15 protein-coding genes are annotated in these 14,875 nt (G+C 67.8%); 5 read left to right on the forward strand and 10 right to left on the reverse strand.

What is annotated here, in order from left to right; all coding sequences use genetic code 11:
* Positions 1–8: 8 nt before the first annotated feature.
* From B0I00_RS06965 to dcd, 7 genes are all read right to left on the reverse strand, one after another.
* A complete protein-coding gene (locus tag B0I00_RS06965; protein ID WP_100866675.1) occupies positions 9–806 on the reverse strand; it encodes an enoyl-CoA hydratase/isomerase family protein in 798 nt (265 codons plus the stop codon).
* An 86-nt stretch (positions 807–892) separates the two neighbouring features.
* Positions 893–2,056: an aminotransferase gene (locus B0I00_RS06970; RefSeq protein ID WP_100866676.1), complete on the reverse strand. Its 1,164-nt coding sequence runs from the start codon at positions 2,054–2,056 to the stop codon at positions 893–895.
* A 31-nt stretch (positions 2,057–2,087) separates the two neighbouring features.
* Entirely contained in the window at positions 2,088–3,344 is a 1,257-nt protein-coding gene (locus tag B0I00_RS06975; protein ID WP_100866677.1) for an MFS transporter, read from the reverse strand.
* Positions 3,341–4,516: a saccharopine dehydrogenase family protein gene (locus B0I00_RS06980; RefSeq protein WP_100866678.1), complete on the reverse strand. Its 1,176-nt coding sequence runs from the start codon at positions 4,514–4,516 to the stop codon at positions 3,341–3,343. The genes B0I00_RS06975 and B0I00_RS06980 overlap by 4 nt, the downstream gene beginning before the upstream one ends.
* Before the next feature lie 87 nt (positions 4,517–4,603).
* Positions 4,604–5,161, reverse strand: coding sequence for a DoxX family protein (locus tag B0I00_RS06985; RefSeq protein ID WP_100866679.1), 558 nt, complete (start codon positions 5,159–5,161; stop codon positions 4,604–4,606).
* A gap of 61 nt (positions 5,162–5,222) precedes the next feature.
* A complete protein-coding gene (locus B0I00_RS06990; protein ID WP_100866680.1) occupies positions 5,223–6,395 on the reverse strand; it encodes an acyl-CoA dehydrogenase family protein in 1,173 nt (390 codons plus the stop codon).
* A gap of 64 nt (positions 6,396–6,459) precedes the next feature.
* Positions 6,460–7,014 carry a dCTP deaminase gene (gene dcd / locus B0I00_RS06995; protein WP_100866681.1) on the reverse strand — a complete coding sequence of 185 codons (555 nt, stop codon included), beginning with the start codon at positions 7,012–7,014 and terminating at the stop codon, positions 6,460–6,462.
* A 109-nt stretch (positions 7,015–7,123) separates the two neighbouring features.
* Between dcd and B0I00_RS07000 the strand changes: the two genes are divergently transcribed.
* On the forward strand, positions 7,124–8,482 hold the full coding sequence (locus B0I00_RS07000) for a sensor histidine kinase (RefSeq protein WP_100866682.1): 1,359 nt from the start codon (positions 7,124–7,126) through the stop codon (positions 8,480–8,482).
* Between the two features lie 15 nt (positions 8,483–8,497).
* Here the strand turns inward: B0I00_RS07000 and B0I00_RS07005 are convergent, their stop codons facing one another.
* Positions 8,498–9,496, reverse strand: a complete 999-nt coding sequence (locus B0I00_RS07005; RefSeq protein ID WP_100866683.1) for an NAD-dependent epimerase/dehydratase family protein — start codon at positions 9,494–9,496, stop codon at positions 8,498–8,500.
* A 63-nt stretch (positions 9,497–9,559) separates the two neighbouring features.
* On the opposite strand from B0I00_RS07005, the gene wecB reads away from it, so the two are divergent.
* The 3 genes from wecB to B0I00_RS07020 all read left to right on the forward strand — a co-directional run bounded on the left by wecB (position 9,560) and on the right by B0I00_RS07020 (position 12,384).
* Positions 9,560–10,699 carry a non-hydrolyzing UDP-N-acetylglucosamine 2-epimerase gene (wecB, locus tag B0I00_RS07010; RefSeq protein WP_100866684.1) on the forward strand — a complete coding sequence of 380 codons (1,140 nt, stop codon included), beginning with the start codon at positions 9,560–9,562 and terminating at the stop codon, positions 10,697–10,699.
* Entirely contained in the window at positions 10,677–11,981 is a 1,305-nt protein-coding gene (gene wecC / locus B0I00_RS07015) for a UDP-N-acetyl-D-mannosamine dehydrogenase (RefSeq protein ID WP_100866685.1), read from the forward strand. Before wecB ends, wecC begins: the two co-directional genes overlap by 23 nt.
* Positions 11,982–12,069: 88 nt before the next feature.
* Complete coding sequence (locus B0I00_RS07020) at positions 12,070–12,384, forward strand: hypothetical protein (protein ID WP_100866686.1); 315 nt, start codon at positions 12,070–12,072, stop codon at positions 12,382–12,384.
* A 3-nt stretch (positions 12,385–12,387) separates the two neighbouring features.
* On the opposite strand, the gene B0I00_RS07025 is transcribed toward B0I00_RS07020, so the two are convergent.
* A complete protein-coding gene (locus tag B0I00_RS07025) occupies positions 12,388–12,678 on the reverse strand; it encodes a DUF1330 domain-containing protein (protein WP_100866687.1) in 291 nt (96 codons plus the stop codon).
* 175 nt (positions 12,679–12,853) lie between these two features.
* Between B0I00_RS07025 and B0I00_RS07030 the strand changes: the two genes are divergently transcribed.
* Positions 12,854–14,218 (forward strand): hypothetical protein, encoded by a 1,365-nt coding sequence (locus B0I00_RS07030; RefSeq protein ID WP_100866688.1) that lies wholly within the window; start codon positions 12,854–12,856, stop codon positions 14,216–14,218.
* A gap of 129 nt (positions 14,219–14,347) precedes the next feature.
* On the opposite strand, the gene B0I00_RS07035 is transcribed toward B0I00_RS07030, so the two are convergent.
* A complete protein-coding gene (locus B0I00_RS07035) occupies positions 14,348–14,806 on the reverse strand; it encodes a ferritin-like domain-containing protein (RefSeq protein ID WP_100866689.1) in 459 nt (152 codons plus the stop codon).
* Positions 14,807–14,875: the final 69 nt, after the last annotated feature.

Below are 14,875 nucleotides of genomic sequence, written 5' to 3' on the forward strand. Positions count from 1 at the left end.
TCCTGAGCTTATTCGGGGACGTAGTTGGGACGGCGCTTTTCCATGAACGCGCGCATGCCTTCGGCGAAGTTGCCGCTGCGCGAGGTCATCACCTGGTTGCGGTTTTCGATCGCCATGGCCGCCTCGAGGCTGGATGCGTCGATCGCCATGGCCAGGCCTTCCTTGGTCATGCGAAGGCCCATGGGCGAGGCATGGAGCAGGTCGTCGATCCACGGCTGGGCGGCCGCTTCGAGCTGGTCGTCGGGGACCACTTCGGAGACGAGGCCGACCGCCAGTGCGCGCTGCGCGTGGATGAAGCGCCCGGTCAGCATCAGTTCGGCGGCGATCCCGGCGCCGACCAGGCGCGGCAGGAAGTAGCTGACCCCCATGTCGCACGAGGACAGGCCGATGCGGATGAAGGCGGCGTTCATCCGCGCGCTTTCGCCGGCGAGGCGGATGTCGCTGGCGAGCGCGAAGGCAAAGCCGCCACCGCAGGCCGGTCCGTGGATAAGCGAGACGATAACCTGCGGGCAGCGCCGCATCTTGATGTAGACGTCGGCCAGCCAGCCCTGGAAGCCGAAGCCGCCGCCGAACGGCACATCGCCGCGATCGTCGGCGCGTTCCTTGATGTCGAGCCCGGCGCAATAGGCCTTGCCCGCGCCGCGCATCACCACCAGGCGCACCGACTGGTCGTGATAAAGCTTGCCGAAGTAGTCGTTGAGTTCGGCGACCATCGTCGTGTTGATGGTGTTGAGCGCCTCGGGCCGGTCGAGCGTCAGCCAATCGACTTCGCCCCGCTTCTCGATGCTGATCGTCTGATAGGCCATCGCTGTCCCGCCTCGTCCCGTCCGTTGTTTAATCGTTCGATTAAAGCGCGGGCGAAGGTCTGGCAAGCGCGAAGAGTCGGCCGGGCCTAGGCGCCCCTGCGGAATGCGGCGAGCCGCCGTACCGCCTCGTCCAGCGTGCCATCGTCCTTGGCAAAGCACAGGCGCACGTAGCCGCGCTCCGCTGCCTCGGCGTAGAAGGCCGAAACCGGGATCGAGGCGACCCCGGCCGTTTCGATCAGGGTCCGGGCAACGGCTTCGTCATCCGCGGCAAGGCCCGATGCGGCAAGGTCGATCGTGACGAACCAGGTGGCGCTGGCAGGCAGGACGGCAAAGCCCGCCTCGGTCAGCCCGCGAACCAGCCGCGCCTTGGCGTGGGCATAGCGGGCGCGGTGCTCGCGGTGCCAGGCGGATGGCAGGGCCAGCCCCTCGGCGACGGCCCATTGCAGCGGGGTGGCGGTGGTGAAGGTCAGGAACTGGTGGCGGGCGGCAACCGCGCCGGCCAGCGGCGGCGCGGCGATCGCCCAGCCGATCTTCCACCCGGTCAGCGAGAAGATCTTGCCGGCCGATCCCACCTTGACCGTGCGGTCGCGAAGGGCCGGAACGGCGAGGGCGGAGCGATGCGCCGACCCGTCGAGGATCGTGCCTTCCCACACCTCGTCGCTCACCACCCACAGGTCGCGGCGCTCGCACAGCGCGCCGATCGCCTCGAGCGTGGCGGCATCGAGCAACGCGCCGACAGGGTTGTTGGGCGAGTTGAGCACGACCCCGCGCGTCGCCGGCGTGATCGCCGCAGCGAGTGCCGACTGGTCGAGGGTCCAATGCGGCGGGGTCAGGTTGACGAAGCGGGGCGTGCCGCCGGCGCGCTCGATCAGCGGCTGGTAGGCGTCGTAGCACGGCTGGATCAGAATTACCTCATCGCCCGGCCGGACCAGGGCGAGCAGGGCCGAAGCCAGCGCCTCGGTCGCGCCCGAGGTGACGACGATCTCCTCCTCGGCTACGGCCAGCCCCTGTTCGGCGGCGTAATAGGCGGCGATCGCGCGGCGCAGCTCGGCCAGGCCGCGCATCGGGGGGTACTGGTTGGACCTCTCTGCCAGCGCGGCCTGGGCCGCAGCGATCAGCTCGGGCGGTTCGGGCAGGTCGGGGAAGCCCTGGCCCAGATTGATCGCGCCGGTCTCGCGCGCCAGCGCCGACATCCTTTCGAACACGGTGGTGCTGGCGGGGCGCGCCAGGCGCTGGGCAAGGCTGGTCATGCGCCTGTCTAACCGGCGTGCGCGAAGGGGACTAGGGGAGAACCGACCCTTCCGGGCCTTCGGGCATGGGCCGCGGGCCAAGCGGCGGCAGGTGGACGGCCCAGACCAGCAGAGCACCTACGGTCAGCGCGGCCATGCCGATCGCCTGGGCCAGGTCATAGCTGCCGGTCGAATCGTGGATCATGCCGACCCCGACGATCCCCGCCGCGTTGCCGATCCAGGCCGTTCCCAGCAGCGCGCCATAGACCGTGCCATAGGCCGCGAGCGGAAAGCGCCGCGCGACGAAATAGGCGAACAGGTCCAGTTCCACCCCTTGCTGCAAGCCGATCATGCCGGCGGCCAGAAGCGCCGCCCACAGCGTCTGGTCGGTGGCCAGAAGCAGCACGAAGCCGGCCCCGGGGACGATGGTGAAGACCAGCGCCACGGTCTGCGGCCGGAAAGTGTCGAGCAGCCAGCCCCCGCCAAGCCGCCCGATGAACTGACCCGCGGCAAAGGCCGACACGGCCAACGCGCCGACGCTTGCGTCGAATCCCTCGGCCTGGACGATGGGGGAAAGCTGGCCGACGAAACCGGTCGTGGCGAGGCCCATGGCGACGACCGCGGCCCCCATCAGGCGGAAATCGCGCGTCTTCAGGAAGGACCAGTCGCCGCGCCGCTTGCCGCCGGAATGCGCCACGGCGGCGCCCGCGCCGCGCGGCACGATCAGCCACACCGCCGGCATCCCGACCAGCGCCATCAGTGCGGCAAGCCCGGCAAAGCCGCCGCGCCAGCCATGGGCGGCAATGACGGGCGCCAGCACCAGCGGGGCGAGGATCGCGGTGATCGACACCCCGGTGGCGACCAGGCCCAGTGCGCGGCCGCGATAGCGGTGAAAGTGCGCGTTGACCGGCCGGGTGGTGACCAGCGCCGCAGTGCCGACGCCCAGGAAGCCAAGCACGGCCACTCCGATCGCCATGTGGGCGAGGGTCTCCCCGTAACGGGCGATGATCAGCATGGCCGCCACCGTGGCAGCGGCGCAGGCCAGATAGGTGGCGCGAAAGCCCCAAATGTCGGCCACGCGCCCGATCACCACCGAGCCGATCGCGCCGGTGACGACCAGCGCCTGGATCGCTCCGATCTCGCCCCGCGACACGCCCAGTTCGGTCGCCAGGGGCAGGACCATCAGGTTGAAGGTGAAGAACAGCAGGACGATCCCGGTGCCCGAGGCGAGCGCGCAGCCCAGCACGATGCGCCAGCCGCGCGTCCATTCGCTTTCGCCGGCAGGGGCCGGTCCCGCGAAATCGCTCATTCGGCGGCGAAGGTGATTTCGGCGTGCTCTTGCAGCCGGCTGACCAGCGCTTCGCCGAGCAGCGCGCCGGGCGTCGAAATCCCGCCGGGAGCCTGACTGGAAAGAAGGGCGATGCCGGTTTCGGCGATCATCCGGCTGGTCGAGCCATAGCCCGGATCGTAACGCCCCTTCACCCCGTAGCGGATGGTCTTGCCATCGGGCCATTCGCCGATGAACAGGACGTCGTAGAAGCCGTTCTCGCGCTGCTCTTTCGTCGGTCCCTCGCCGGGCTTGGGCGGCTTGGCGCCGAACGGATTCTTGAGCATTTCGCCCACCGCGTGGGCGGCCTTCTCGCCGATTTCTCCCGCGCTGGTGAGCATCATCTCGTCATAGCGGAAGTCCGCACCATAGGGATGGCCGAGCAGGAAATTGGTGCGATGGACGTTCTTGGTGTTGATCGTCGCCATGATGAACGGCGCGGCCCACTTGCCTTCGCTTTCCTCGTATTCGGGAACCAGCCCCAGCGGCTGCGACGGTCCCTCGAAGCCGGGGGTCAGGCCGAACGGGCTCTGCAGGATCGCGATCAGCTTGGGATTTCGTGCCACCGCCTTCATCGTTTCGGTGAGGCTCGCCGCCGTCCCGCCCGAAAAGGTGCCCTGCATGGCGCGAACCCGGCCCTTGACGCGCGGCGCGGGACTACCGTGGCGCTTGATCGCCTCGTGCTGCAGCATGAGGACGCCGAGATCGAAGGGAATCGAATCGAAGCCCGCGGAAAAGGCGATGCGCGCGCCGGACGCCCTGGCCTGGGCATCGTAGCGGTCGATCATTTCGCGCATCCAGCCCGGTTCGCCGCAGAGGTCGGCATAGTCGGTGCCGGCTTCGACGCAGGCCTTGACCAGCGGTTCGCCGTAAAGCTGATAGGGGCCGACCGTGGTGACGATTACCCGGGCGCTTTGCGCGAGGGCGGCCATGCTGGCCGGATCGTCGGCATCCGCTACGATCAGCGGCGTGTCGGCGGGCGCGCCGATCAGGTCCCGCACTTCGGCCAGTTTGCCGGCGCTGCGACCGGCCATGGCCCATTTGGGGCCCTGGCCCTTGTAGTGGTGCGCAAGGTATTCGGCGACGAGCCGGCCGGTGTAGCCGGTCGCGCCGTAGACGACGATATCGTGGGGCCGCTGTGCCTTGGGTGTCATGTCCGCTCTCCCGTGTCCGGCGAATCCAGCCGGACCGGGAGAACAAGACCAAAGATCGGTTGTCTTGTCGAACCGATTAAGCGGCGATCACCACCAGCGGCGCTTGCGCACCTCGGGAACGCCGTCGCCATCGACGTCGGTAACGACGCGGTCGGTCGTCGCAACCGGGGCGGTTTGCGCCACTTCGGCGCGGCCTTCGGCGCGGGCGGCGCGCAGTTCGGCCTCGTGGGCGCGCTGCTGCGCCTCGAGCGTGGCCACCTCACCCTTGCGGGCGGTGCGCATCCGGTCCCACGACCACCACATCTGGCTGTGGGCGAAGACGAGCAGCAGGCCGCCCATGATGGCCAGGTTCTTGAGCGCAAGCACCTGCTGCATCGGGTCGGTGATGTCGCGGTGGAAGAACAGGGTGGCCAGCGCGGTGAAGCCGAACAGCAGAAGGGCGGTCAGCCGCGTCATCAGCCCCAGCGCCAGGGCAAGGCCGGCCAGCACCTCGAAGGCGCCGGCGGGGATGGCAAGGCCCGAAGGCAGGCCCACACCGGTGATCATGGTTTCGAACATGGCCGGGTTCATCAGCTTGCCGGCGCCCGACACGATGAAGATCACGGCGATCAGGATCCGTCCCAGGACGGCAGCAATGGTGGACATGGCGGCACTCTCCGACCGGTTATGTGTGCTTAAGTGCACCCGCCGCCCGATTGTTCCCGGCTCAGAAGCGGTACTGCCGGCTGGCCAGATCGTACATGATCTCTTCGCTGCCGCCGCCGATCGCCATGACCCGCACCTCGCGGTAGATCCGCTCGATCCGGCTGCCGCGCATGAAGCTGGCACCGCCGAGGATCTGGCAGGCCTCGCGGGCGCAGTATTCCATGGTCTGGGTCGCCTGGACCTTGAGCAGGGCATAGTCGCCGGGAAAGGCCCTCTCGTTCATCACGCCCCAGGCGCAGTGGTCGATGAAGGCCTGGGTCGACTGGATTCGCTTGAGCATTTCGGCCAGCTTGTGGCGGATCGCCTGGTTGGCGATCAGCGGCTTGCCGAAGGTCTCGCGGCTTCGCGCCCAGTCGAGCGCGTCCTCGTAGCAGATCCGGGCGAAGGCGTTGGCCTGCTGGCTCATCCCCAGGCGTTCGCCGTTGAAATTGCGCATGATCCCGGCGAAGCCGCCGTTCTCCGGCCCGATCAGGTTGTCGGCCGGCACTTCGACATCGTCGAAATGGATCGTGGCCGTGTCGCTGGCGTGCCAGCCCATCTTGGCGAGCGCGTGGCGGGTGACGCCGGGACGGTCCGTCTCGACCAGCAGCAGCGATATGCCGCCCAGACCCGGCCCGCCGGTGCGCACCGCCAGCGTGATGTAATCGGCCCTGACGCCCGATGTGATGAAGGTCTTCTCGCCGTTGACGACGTAGGACGCACCCTTGCGCTCGGCCCTGGTGCGCAGGTTGGCGACGTCCGAACCGCCGCCCGGTTCGGTGATGCCGAGACAGATGATCTTCTCGCCCGCCAGGACCTCGGGGGCGATGCGCTCCTGCAAGGCGCGGCTGCCCATGGCGAGGATCGGCGGCAGGCCGATCCCGTGGGTCATCAAGGAAGCGCAGATCCCGCCCGCACCGGGCCGGGCCAGCTCCTCGGTCTGAACGAGGCTGTGGAACAGCGTGAAGGCATTCCCCGTTCCGCCGAACTCTTCCGGATAGTTGAGGCCCAGGATGCCCGCAGCCGCAGCCTTGCGGTGCAGGTCGCGGGGCAGCTGTCCGGCGGCTTCCCATTCATCGACGTAGGGGGTGATTTCGCGGGCAACGAAGGCGCGGACCGTATCGCAGACCGCTTCGTGGCTGTCGTCGTAGTGCGGCGAACGCGCGCGCCACTGGTCGAACAGGGGGGTATCCATCGCCGTGCCTCTCCTCGTTTTGGGCAAGGTGTGGCACGGTTTAACCGCGCGATGAAACTGAAATCTACAGGCGGGGCAGCGTCACCCCGCGCTGGCCCATGTACTTGCCCGACCGGTCGCCATAGCTGACCTCGCACGGCTCGTTGCCCTTCAGGAACAGGAACTGGCAGGCGCCCTCGTTGGCATAGATCTTCGCTGGAAGCGGCGTGGTGTTCGAAAACTCCAGCGTCACGTGGCCTTCCCATTCGGGTTCCAGCGGGGTCACGTTGACGATGATCCCGCAGCGGGCATAGGTGCTCTTGCCCAGGCAGATCACCAGCACGTCGCGCGGGATGCGGAAATATTCGATCGTGCGGGCCAGCGCAAAGCTGTTGGGCGGGATCACGCAGCAGTCGGTCTTCATGTCGACGAAACTGTCGTCCGAGAAGTTCTTGGGATCGACCACCGCCGAATGGACGTTGGTGAAGACCTTGAACTCGTCCGCGACGCGCGCGTCGTAGCCGTAGGATGACAGGCCATAGGAAATCACCCCGTCGCGCTGCTGGCGTTCGACAAAGGGTTCGATCATGCTCGAATGGCGGGCTTCCTGGCGTATCCAGCGGTCTGAGAGAATCGACATGGCGCTGTGATGGCAAAGAGGCCGGCCCGCCGGCAAGGCGCAGCATCGCTCTTGTCCACCGGGACTTGCCGCTTTGCGCCCCCTTGGCGCTTGTGTTAGGCGGGCCGCCATGCCCGGGTCGCAGCCCTTCGAATTACGTGCCGACCGGCTTGCGCCGATGCGCCGTCTTGCCGCTGCGGTACCCCCGTCGGCGATCCTGCTGTTGCTGACCGCGGTTATCGTGGGCATCGGCCTGCTGCTGGTGCAGGTGACCTTCTCCCAGCGCAACGCCCGGTCGACCGCGCAACACGAAGCGCGGACCATGTCCGTGCTGCAGGAGTTGCACCAGTCGCTGGTCGACGCCGAAACCGGCCAGCGCGGTTACCTGCTGACGCTCGATCCGATCTATCTCGCGCCTTACGACAACGCGCGCCGCCGCATCCCCGACGAGCTTGCGGCGCTGCGCGAACAGCTGGCCAGCAACGGCGATCCGGAATCCGACGACCGGCTGCGCGAGATCGAGAAGCTGGCGGGCGAAAAGCTGTCCGAGCTTGACCAGACAGTCGGCTATGCCCGCGCCGGGAGCGCCGAAGCGGCGATCCAGGTGGTCAGGTCCAATGCGGGGATCGACCGGATGGACCGCCTGCGCGTCAATCTCGACACGCTTTCATCCGCCCAGCGCCAGCGCCGCGAAGCCGCCTTCGCCATCGCCGACCGCGCCGAGGACCGGCAGATCCCGCTGCTGATCGGTATGTGGGTCACGCTGATCCTGCTGGTCTGGGCCGCGGTCTGGGGCGAAAGCCGGCGCGTCGAAGCCATGGCGCTCGCCGGCCAGGCGGTGCGTCTCCACGAACTCAACGAGCGCAACAAGCTGCTTGCCCAGGAGCTCAACCACCGGGTCAAGAACCTGTTCGGCGTCGTCCTGTCGCTGGTCGGCCTGGCCGGCCGCGAGAAGGGCTCGACCGAGGTGATCGTCGGCGATCTCAGCCAGCGGATCCACGCGCTGGCGCGCTCGCACTCGCTGGCCTTCGGCTCGACCCCCGATGCGGTGACCGAACTGGCGAAGCTCCTCGACGGGGTACTCGAGCCCTATCGCGGACCAAGCGGGTCGCGCGTCACGCTGAGCGGCGATCCCTGCGGCATCGCAGCGCAGCAAATCACCCCGCTCGCCCTGGTCCTGCACGAACTGGCCACCAACGCGGCGAAGTACGGCGCCCTGTCCAGCGCGGAAGGCCGTGTTCACATCGCCTGGTCCTGCACACAGCAAGCCGACGGATCGATGCGCACCACCATGGTCTGGCGCGAAGAGGGCGGCCCGCCGCCCGATCTCGCGCTGGTCGCCGCGCCGGCCGGCGGGGGCTTCGGCAACCGCATGGTCGATGCCGTGCTGCGCCAGATCGACGGGACTATCGAACGCCAGTGGCCCGGAACCGGTGCGCTCGTCACCCTGACTTTCCGCCGCGACGACCCCGTGCGGCACGAGGACTGACGAGGGCGGCCGGCGTCAGACGCCGTGGTAGGCGCGGTACCAGTCGACGAAGGCGGGCACGCCGACCTCGATCCCGGTGATCGGCGCATAGCCAAGGTCCGCCTGGATCGCGCTGATGTCGGCATACGTCCGGTGAACGTCGCCCGGCTGCATGGGCAGCATGTCGAGCACGGCCTTGCGCCCGCAGGCTTCTTCCAGAAGGCCGATCACCGTCATCAGGTGTTCGCTGCGGCTGTTGCCGATGTTGTAGAGCGCGTGCGGCTTGACCGATCCTCCGGCCTTTTCCGCGCCGTCGTCGGCGGGCGGATGGTCGAGGCAGGCGATCACCCCTGACACGATATCGTCGATGTAGGTGAAGTCGCGGTACATGTCGCCGTGGTTGAACACCGGCACCGCTTCGCCGGCGAGGATCCGGCGGGTGAAGTTCCACAGCATCATGTCGGGCCGGCCCCACGGGCCATAGACCGTGAAGAAGCGCAGCCCGGTCAGCGGCAGGCGAAACAGGTGGGCGTAGGTTTCGCTCATCAGCTCGTCGGCGCGCTTGGTCGCGGCGTAGAGCGAGACGGGATGGTCGACCCGGTCCTCCACCGCGAAGGGCAGCTTGGCGTTGCCGCCATAGACCGACGAGCTCGAGGCATAGACCATGTGCGCCACCTGCCGGTGCCGCGCCAGTTCGAGCAGGTTGACGTGGCCGGCCAGGTTCGAGGCGACATAGGCCTGCGGGTTTTCGAGGCTGTAGCGCACCCCGGCCTGCGCGCCGAGGTGGACGATGCGGTCGATTTCCGTTTCTGCCAGCGCGGTGTCGAGCGCGGCCATGTCGCTGAAGTCGATCTTGTGGAAGGCGAAGCGGTTGCCGCCCGCCTCGGCCAGCGTCGCCAATCGGTCGCGCTTCAGGCTGACCTGGTAATAGGAATTGCAGTTGTCGATCCCCGTCACCTGGTCGCCGCGCGCCAGCAGGGCGCGGGACAGGGCGTGACCGATGAAGCCGGCGGCGCCGGTAACCAGAATGCGCATGCAAGTCCCCTAACCGGCTGGCCTTATTTCATGGTTAACACTCCGATGGTAGGGCGCTTGGCGATGAACAAGCCCACCAAGATCCTGGTCGTGTTCGGCACCCGCCCCGAAGCGATCAAGCTGTTTCCGGTCATCGCCGCGCTCAAGGCCGACCCGCGCTTTGCCTGCGTGGTCTGCGTTTCCGCGCAGCACCGCCAGATGCTCGACCAGGTGCTGGAGATCGCGGGGATCGTGCCCGATCACGACCTCGACCTGATGCGCCCCGATCAGACGCTCGACGGGCTGACCGCCGCGCTGCTGACCGGCCTCGGCCAGGTGATGGACGCCGAAAAGCCCGACCGGGTCATGGTCCAGGGCGATACGGCGACCGCCATGGCCGGGGCGCTCGCCGCCTACTACCGCAAGGTCCCGGTCGACCACGTCGAGGCTGGCCTGCGCAGCGGCAACATCCTGCACCCCTGGCCCGAAGAGGTGAACCGCAAGATCATCGGGTCCATCGCCAGCCTGCATTTCGCCCCCACCGAAGTCAGCGAGGCGGCGCTGCTGGCCGAAAACGTGGCGGCGGACCGGGTCCATGTCACCGGCAACACGGTGATCGACGCGCTGCACTGGGTGACCGAACGCATCGCGGCGCAGCCGTCACTGGCCGGCGGCCTCGCCGATCTTGCGGCACGCTTTGCCGGTAAGCGGATCATCGGCGTGACCAGCCACCGCCGCGAGAACTTCGGCGGCGGCATGGAGACCATTGCCGAGGCGATCCGCCGCATCGCCGACCGGCCCGACGTCGCGGTGATCTTTCCCGTCCACCTCAACCCCAACGTGCGCGCGGTGATGCACCGGGCACTGGGCGGGCTGGACAACGTCGCGCTGATCGAACCGCTCGACTATCCGCACTTCGCACGGCTGCTGGCGCTGGCCGATATCATGCTGACCGACAGTGGCGGGGTGCAGGAAGAAGCGCCCGCGCTGGGCAAGCCGGTGCTGGTCATGCGCGAGACGACCGAGCGTCCCGAAGGCGTGAGTGCCGGGACGGCCCGCCTGGTCGGCACCGATGTGACGGTTATCGTTACCGAAATGTTCACTCTCCTCGACGATAAGGCGGCCTACGAAACCATGGCACGGGCGCACAATCCCTTCGGGGACGGCCACGCTGCCAGCCGCATCGTGGAGTTGGTCGCGAATGAAGTCGGACATCAAGCCTGACGTCTGTGTCATAGGGTTGGGCTACATCGGGCTGCCGACCGCGGCGGTCGTCGCGCGCGCGGGATGCCGCGTCCATGGCGTCGACGTGACCCAGGGCGTGGTCGACACGATCAACCGCGGCGAAATCCATATCGAGGAAGTCGATCTCGACGGACTGGTCCAGGGCGTGGTCCAGCGCGGCCTGCTGCGCGCCTCGACCGAAATGGCCCCGGCCGACGTTTTCATCATCGCCGTGCCGACGCCCTTCGGCGAAAACCACGTTCCCGACATCTCGCACGTCCTCGCCGCCGGCGAAGCAGTGGCCAAGGTGCTGAAGCCCGGCGACTGCGTGATCCTCGAATCGACCTCGCCGGTCGGCACCACCGAGCAGCTGCGCGACCTGATCGCGGCGCGGCGCCCCGACCTCAAATGCCCCGGACTCACCGCCGAAACGCCCGACGTGTCGATCGCCTATTGCCCCGAGCGCGTGCTGCCCGGAAAGATCCTCGAGGAACTGACCGGCAACGACCGCTCGATCGGCGGGATCACGCCGCGCTGCGCAAGAAAGGCTCTGGCGTTCTACAAGCGCTTCGTGCGCGGCACCTGCGTCACCACCGACGCTCGCAGCGCTGAAATGACCAAGCTGGTCGAAAACGCCTTCCGCGACGTCAACATCGCCTTCGCCAACGAACTGTCGATCGTCGCCGACCGCATGGGGCTCGACGTGTGGGAGGTGATCCGGCTCGCGAACCGCCACCCGCGCGTCAACATCCTGACGCCCGGACCGGGGGTGGGCGGGCACTGCATCGCGGTCGATCCGTGGTTCATCGTCCACGGCGCGCCTGAGGACACCCCGCTGATCCGCACCGCGCGCGGGGTCAATGACGGCAAGATCGGCCACGTGGTCGATCGTGCCGAGGCGCTGATCGCGGCCCATCCGGGCGAGGCGGTCGCCTGCCTCGGCCTCGCCTTCAAGGCCAACATCGACGATTTCCGCGAAAGCCCGGCCCGCGCCGTCGCAGCGCGCCTGGCCCGCGCCCACGGCAGCCGCATCCGCGTGGTCGAACCCTATGCCAGCGCGCTGCCGCGCGAGTTCGAGGGGACCGGCGCAACGCTTGTCGACATCGACACCGCGCTCGAAACCTGCGGCGTGCTGATCGTGCTGGTCGATCACGACGCGTTCAAGGCCGTGCCCGTGGCCGAACGCGCGGCCCATGCGGTCTATGACACGCGCGGGATCTGGCTCGACCAGCCCAAGGCCGGCACAGTCACTGGCCGGGACGGCCTCAGACTGGCAAGCTGAGCGTCCGCTCGGAGCGGCGCTCCGGTGCGGGAACAATGCCCGATCGCGGTTTGTTGAGGGGGCAGATCCCGCAACCGGAGAAACCGCCATGGACGAACCCGACAACCTTCCCCCCGAAGCCCGCAACCCGTCGCAGGACGATGCCGCCGACCAGTCGCAGACCCTGGCCGACGAAGCCAAGGGCCGAGCCTCGGCTTTCGAATTCGGCGACAGCGAACGCACGCCCGGACCGGCCGGGGACGAGACTGGCTCGGCTCCCGACGTGGTCGATCACATGAACCAGATGGTCTCGAGCGGCCACATCGACATGAGCGCCTACCGCGGCGAGCGGATGGACGACGATGAGGACGACGGGCTGGGGCCGGAGGGCCTTGAAGACGACTTCATCCGCGGCGCGGAATAGCCCTCAGCCAAGGCCATCGATCAGCAGAACGCGGTAATCTGCGCCCGCAAACCGCGATTTGCGCGCGTCCTGGTAGGCTTCCGAGCCATACCAGGCGCGCGCCTCGTCCATCGTGGCGAACTCTACGATGACCGCGCCCTTGGCCTCCGGGCCTTCCAGCGTCTCGATTGCGCCGTATGCTGCGAGCGGCTTTCCGGCATGGCCCTGGAGCGATGCCCCGGCTTTCGGCGAATAGACCTTCATGGCCTCCGCGTCGTGTTCGCGTTCCTTGATGAAGACGAGATAGGCGGCCATCGGTCACTCTCCTGGTGGTTGTGGTTTGGCCCCACAGTGCCGCGCACCCGGCGCGAGGTCCAGCAGATTTAATCGGACGCTTAACAACATGGCGCTCAACGATCCGTCCCAGCAAGACGCTCCCCCGTCCCGGACAAGGGTGGTCACGGCACGGGTCCCGCGCTAGATCTCCGGCATGAACCGTTACCTTTCGGCAGTGACCCTGCTTGGCGGGGCAGGACTGCTCGGCATCGGCGGCGAAGGCCCCGCCCCGGTCAACCTGGCGCCCAATTCGCAATGGGAAGTTTGGTCGGGCGTGGGGTTTGCCGCCCAGGCGACGCCCGACGGGCGCAGCGACAGCGCCGCGCTTTCAGCCAGCGGCAATTCGACCGATGCACCCGGGCGCTCAACGCTCGCCATGGCGTCTACGGGTGCGCTCAGCGTCGGCGATCTGGTGACCGTCTCCGGCGGTAGGACCGACGCCTGCCTGACGATCGGACCGATGCGGATCGTCGCCATGGTGCCGAACCGCAGCATCACGCTGCGCACCTACCGGGGTTGCACGCCGGGCGGCAGCGCGCCATCGAGCGTGACGATGGTCGGGGTCGGCAACCGCGCCGCGATCGGCACGGGTGACGGGCCCGACAACTGGACCAAGTCGGTGACCATGCCGGTCTGGCGCAACGAACCGCGCGGGCCCTATGCCGCGAACATGCCGGACGACGTCGGCGCGATGGCCGCGCTCGGCGCGCGCAAGGATGCCGCGGCAGAGCGCCTCATCTACACGCCGTTCGAAGGCGCCTCGCTGGCCCAGTTCGCCGGCAAGAAAGTGGTCTTCGGGATCCATGGCCTGCACCGGGTCCGCGGCGGATCGGGCACATGGCGGATCTATGTCAACGACGGCGTCAGCGGCCCGCGCCGGCCCTGCGCCGCCGCGGGGACGTCGGATCGCTACCAGTGGCTCGAATGCAGCTTCACGGTGCCGATGAACCCGCGCTTCCTGCACGTCGGGGTCGCGCTCGAAGGGGCGACCGGGGATACCTACTTCTTCGCCAATCCGGTGCTCGCGCTGGGCGGCAGCGTGGGCGGAGCGGGGAACTACCAGAAGCCGCGCAGCGAGATACTGGTGCCCAAGGTCCACATTTCGCCCACCGGCTGGATCGACGCGAAGGTCACCTTCCCCCGCGCCCGCGTGCCGGCCTGTGGCGGTTTTTCCTATTGCTTCGAGCGCGATTTCTATGCCGAGACAGGCGGCCGCGTCGCCACCACGGTGCTCAAGGCGCAGGGCCAGCTCGAAGGCTACAACTGCAACGACGTGCAGGTCGGCACCGGGGTCGTACGGCTCATGGCGTGGTACGATCGCAGCGATCCGCCCAGCAAGTCGGGCTCGTTCCTGTCCCAGGCGGTGCGCTGCGTGAAGTCGTTCTCGACGATGGATTTTCCGCTCAACCAGTCGGTGTCAGATCCGGCCATGACCGGCACCGGACTCTACATGACCATGCTGCCTGGCGATTCGTGGGACAACGTCTCGGAAGAACTCGACTGGTTCGTGCTCGGATAACGCAGCACCGGCGCCGGGCACGCGGAAACGCGCGAGAGGGGACTGGTCTCTCGCGCGTTCCACGGGAAGGGCGCGGCAGGCAAGGGAACAACCCGCCGCGCCCGAACTTCAGGGGCTCTTATGTCTGGCTCAATGCGAGGCCTGCAGGCTGTGCTTGAGGTCGCGCATCTCGTCATGGCCGGTCTTGACCGACTGCCACGCGGTGTCGACGGCCTGGCGTGCCTGCGGGCTGAGGTCGGCGTGCTGCATGGCCTTTTCGAACTTGGCCTTCAGGTAATCCTCGCCGCGTTCGATCTCGTTGACGATCGCCTGGTCGTCGCGGGTCGAGACCACCTCGCGCAGCGACTGGAACACGCGGTGCATCGCACCGGCCGCCGAACCGTCATCCTCGGGGTTGCCGCCTTCGGCCGCAACCGCCGCCTGGAGATGACCGATCGCCTGCTGGCGTTCCTGCGCGCGGGCGTCGAACATCTGCGCAAAGCGCTGGTTGTCGACTTCACCGGCGGACTTGCGGTAGCCATCGACACTGTCGATCAGGGTCGCAATCAGCGTGTTGAGGGTGGTGGTCGTCTCCTTGTGTTCGGCCATGGGTCCGGTCCTTGTGCTTGGGGGAAGTGACTGCCCTTTCAAACACATGGACCGGCGCGTCGTTTCTCG

This window comes from Novosphingobium kunmingense (assembly GCF_002813245.1).
GTDB classification, from domain to species: Bacteria; Pseudomonadota; Alphaproteobacteria; order Sphingomonadales; family Sphingomonadaceae; genus Novosphingobium; species Novosphingobium kunmingense.